Here is a 3546-nt window from a genome sequence, read left to right as displayed (position 1 = left end):
TGGTTTATACTATTCTTATAAAGAAAAACGAGGTATGTCCTATGATGAAAAGATTGTATTATTCATTGATCATAACGATTGGCTATTTGATTGTATCGAATCTTGGAAATATGGTATTTGGTATCAGTAAAGAATTCAGTTGGACTACTACTCTATGGGAATCTTTATTCTTTTTCATCTTTGTATTTTTGTTACAAAACTATCGAAAAAAATAAAACTGTGTCAACGATCTGTTGGCACAGTTTTTAGGACTTACGGTACTTTTTATTCGGTAATCCATTTTATTTTTACTTATTTTTCTACTTCTTTTTTTAATGCTTCTGGTACTTTTGGTTCATAAACTAAACCAATACAGGTACTTCCGCTTATTACAGCCTTTTCGGCAACGCTGATAGCAATTGTTGTGATTGCATGTGAGAGACTAAATTTAGTTTGTGTGTGTTTCATTTGATGATCTTCCTTTCTTTTTTTGGAATGAATACAAGTAAGATTGCGGTCAACATACCCAGTAATATCATGACTCTTGAATCATTTGCTGGAATCACTGAACCGATCAGCGTGAGGCTTATTCCTGTTATAACTAGTTTGTTTCTTACGCTTCTTCTTTTTTGTTGGTCTTGTGCGATAAAGGAACCAATGATTCCTAAAACCATACTAAGAATAGCTGCTCCGATGAAATATTCGTAGCGTGTAAGTTCCAAATTGTAATGATTAGCCAAAACAGGTAGCGCCACCAATAATCCCATACTATAGAGCGTGCAGGCCATGCTTCGGCTTGCATGATATCCTTTTGCATATCTTCGTACAGCAATAAAAGACAAATGAGTGGTGATCACAGCAAGAATGCTATGTAAGAAAAACGCTGATACGTAAATAAGCATGAACTTGAAAAGATTAATGAACAGGATCGCTAATCCATAGTTGACTTTTGCTTCCTCCAGTTCTGTTAACCCATATTTCTCTCCGAGTTTTCTGCTCATCTTGCTTGACAGCTTCTCTTCAAGAGACAGATATTCATTTGGCATATCGTTCACCCCTTTCTCACTTTTGATTATACTAAAAATAAGGATGCATATATTAAAAAGTAAAAAGTGCGCGTTTTTTTTACATAACTGCAGTGTTTTCTTTCTTAATAAAGCCCTTATATTCTTTATATCTAAATTATTCTATAAAAAAAGAACGTGACATTCGTCACGCTCCTTTGCTAAATGCAATCAATAATTTTTTTAAACTTCGGGTGGAAACAAGACACTTTTCTCCGTTAGACATAAGGATCGTTCTTTCCTTCTTGTTGATGGAACAAATATTATCCACATTTACAACAAACGATTGATGGCAACGGTAAAAGCTCGGGCTAAACGATTCGATCTCTTTGATTTTTCCATTATATTCTAGCATTCGATTTTCAAGATGAACGATCACTTTGTGAGGAACAGGACTGGATTCAAAAAACAAGATTTCGTCTACGAACAATTTTGTATTGATTGGTCCACTCTTAATACGAATCTGTTCTCTTGTAGGTAAAATTGTATCAAGATATCTTTGGTTAGCCACATCGATACATTTTGTCACGCTTTCTTGCAGCAGTGTATCGTTCCCCTTCACAATATAATCCATTGCTTCTACTTTATACAAAAAAGTGAGATAAGCTAAATCCGTGTAACTGGTCACAAAAATAATTTTTGCTAGTGGATCGTATTCTCTAATCGTAGCGGCTAGATTGATTCCGTTCATATTGGAACTTAAGTCAATATCTAAAAAATAGATGCCTTCTGTTTTATTTGAACGTATATATGAAAGCAACACTTCAGGGTCCGAGGTATCCATTTGAAATTTGATGTCATAATCTTGCATCATTAAATAATTTTGAATCATCTTTGCTAATTTTAATCTAAATGTTCCGTCATCTTCGCAAACAAAAATTTTCAACATAAAGATTCTACCCCTCCCAAATGGTCAGTATTTGAATAAACTGTCCTTCTTCGATTTTAGTATCTAAGTACACATTTTTATTCAACTGAACTAATTCATCAAGATTGCTTAGACCAATCCCACGTTCTTTCCCTTTTGATGAATAAGATTTTTTCTTTAATACATGTAAATCAGGTATATCAGAACGACATTTATTGGCAATAATAAAGGTTATCGCTTCTTCTTGTCTCAATCCGGCAAACAAGATTTTCGGCTTATCTATAATAGAAGATTCTTCAACTGCATTATCTAGTATGATCCCCAGCATCCGAACTAGCATGATAGAAGGAACGGGGAAAGAATCCAATTTTTGTGGCACATTTACGTCTATTTCTATTCCTTTTTCATGAGCTAGATACAACTTGCTCAAAACGATGCTTTTTATTTCCTTGGCTTCAAGATTTCTTATCGGTGACATTTCTAATAATTCCTGATCAAAAAGGGTTCCAGTTTCCTTGATGTGGGAGTAAAAAAAATGTTTCAATCCATCTATATCATTACTTTGGATATAATTTTCCATAGAAACTAGTATGTTTTTGTAGTCGTGCTTGAACTTGCGTATTTCCATATAACTTTTTTCGATTTGCTCACTATATTCGATAAGATATTCCATTCGATTCTTTTCTTCTTTACTTTTATATTCTGCCTTTTTTGTATAAACAGCTAAAAAGCTGATAAGAATAGCAAAAAGGCTATATGCCAGCATAAAGATCCCATGAGCACCCTTCATGAAACAGTCTAAATCTGAAAAGCGTTCAATCATAAGAAAAATGAAATAAATCAAAAACGTAGCAATAACAGTATACTTACTAATATCATATACCATCGATTCAAGGGGTACTTTTTTTAATATATGATTCCTTAAATAAAATGCGAAACATAAATATAAAATAATTGATAAAAAACATATACCTAAATCATGCATCATTATAGATAATGATTTTAAGATAACGTAAATCAGATAATTAGAAAAAATAAGTAGGATAATAGATAACGAAGCATAGAATAAAGCTGATTGAAGCGTCTCTTCATGATAAATCACGAGAGCACACATGACTAGCCATACCAAACCAGTGGCAATTACATTTATCCATTGATAAAGCACCGATATTAATAGGATAACTAAGATTGATAATAAAGCATACTTTTTATTTCTTAGTTTCTTGTTCAAATAGCCCAATCCAACAAACATCGTCATCAGCTGCCCTGATATGAGTAGAGAATAACTTAACTGTAAAATATTCAATTTTAGAACCTCACTTTTCTAGATGTGTATAAGAGACAGGCCCTGATATGAGTAGAGAATAACTTAACTGTAAAATATTCAATTTTAGAACCTCACTTTATGCATGTTTTACATCTGTCTCTTATACACATCTAGATGTGTATAAATCGATGGTATATGATATTAGTAAGTATACTGTTATTGCTACGTTTTTGATTTATTTCATTTTTCTTATGATTGAACGCTTTTCAGATTTAGACTGTTTCATGAAGGGTGCTCATGGGATCTTTATGCTGGCATATAGCCTTTTTGCTATTCTTATCAGCTTTTTAGCTGTTTATACAAAAAAG

At 32.7% G+C, this 3546-nt stretch carries 4 protein-coding genes and 1 pseudogene; 1 reads left to right on the top strand and 4 read right to left on the bottom strand.

The window, feature by feature from the left end:
• Positions 1-291 precede the first annotated feature (291 nt).
• The 4 genes from A5849_RS08015 to A5849_RS08000 form a co-directional block, all read right to left on the bottom strand.
• Positions 292-447, bottom strand: a complete 156-nt coding sequence (locus A5849_RS08015; RefSeq protein ID WP_002291297.1) for a cyclic lactone autoinducer peptide — start codon at positions 445-447, stop codon at positions 292-294.
• Positions 444-1025, bottom strand: a complete 582-nt coding sequence (locus A5849_RS08010; RefSeq protein WP_002309170.1) for an accessory gene regulator B family protein — start codon at positions 1023-1025, stop codon at positions 444-446. The genes A5849_RS08015 and A5849_RS08010 overlap by 4 nt, the downstream gene beginning before the upstream one ends.
• Positions 1026-1191: 166 nt before the next feature.
• Positions 1192-1932 (bottom strand): LytTR family DNA-binding domain-containing protein, encoded by a 741-nt coding sequence (locus A5849_RS08005; protein WP_002306636.1) that lies wholly within the window; start codon positions 1930-1932, stop codon positions 1192-1194.
• 7 nt (positions 1933-1939) lie between these two features.
• Positions 1940-3217 carry a GHKL domain-containing protein gene (locus tag A5849_RS08000; protein ID WP_002314968.1) on the bottom strand — a complete coding sequence of 426 codons (1278 nt, stop codon included), beginning with the start codon at positions 3215-3217 and terminating at the stop codon, positions 1940-1942.
• Positions 3218-3366: 149 nt separating this feature from the next.
• Here A5849_RS08000 and A5849_RS15055 point away from each other — a divergent pair.
• A pseudogene (locus A5849_RS15055) lies at positions 3367-3546 on the top strand (accessory regulator AgrC); the annotation flags it as partial.

The sequence above is a fragment of the Enterococcus sp. 10F3_DIV0382 genome (assembly GCF_002140245.1).
Taxonomy (GTDB): domain Bacteria; phylum Bacillota; class Bacilli; order Lactobacillales; family Enterococcaceae; genus Enterococcus_B; species Enterococcus_B lactis.
This window is presented reverse-complemented; position numbering and strand designations above follow the sequence as displayed.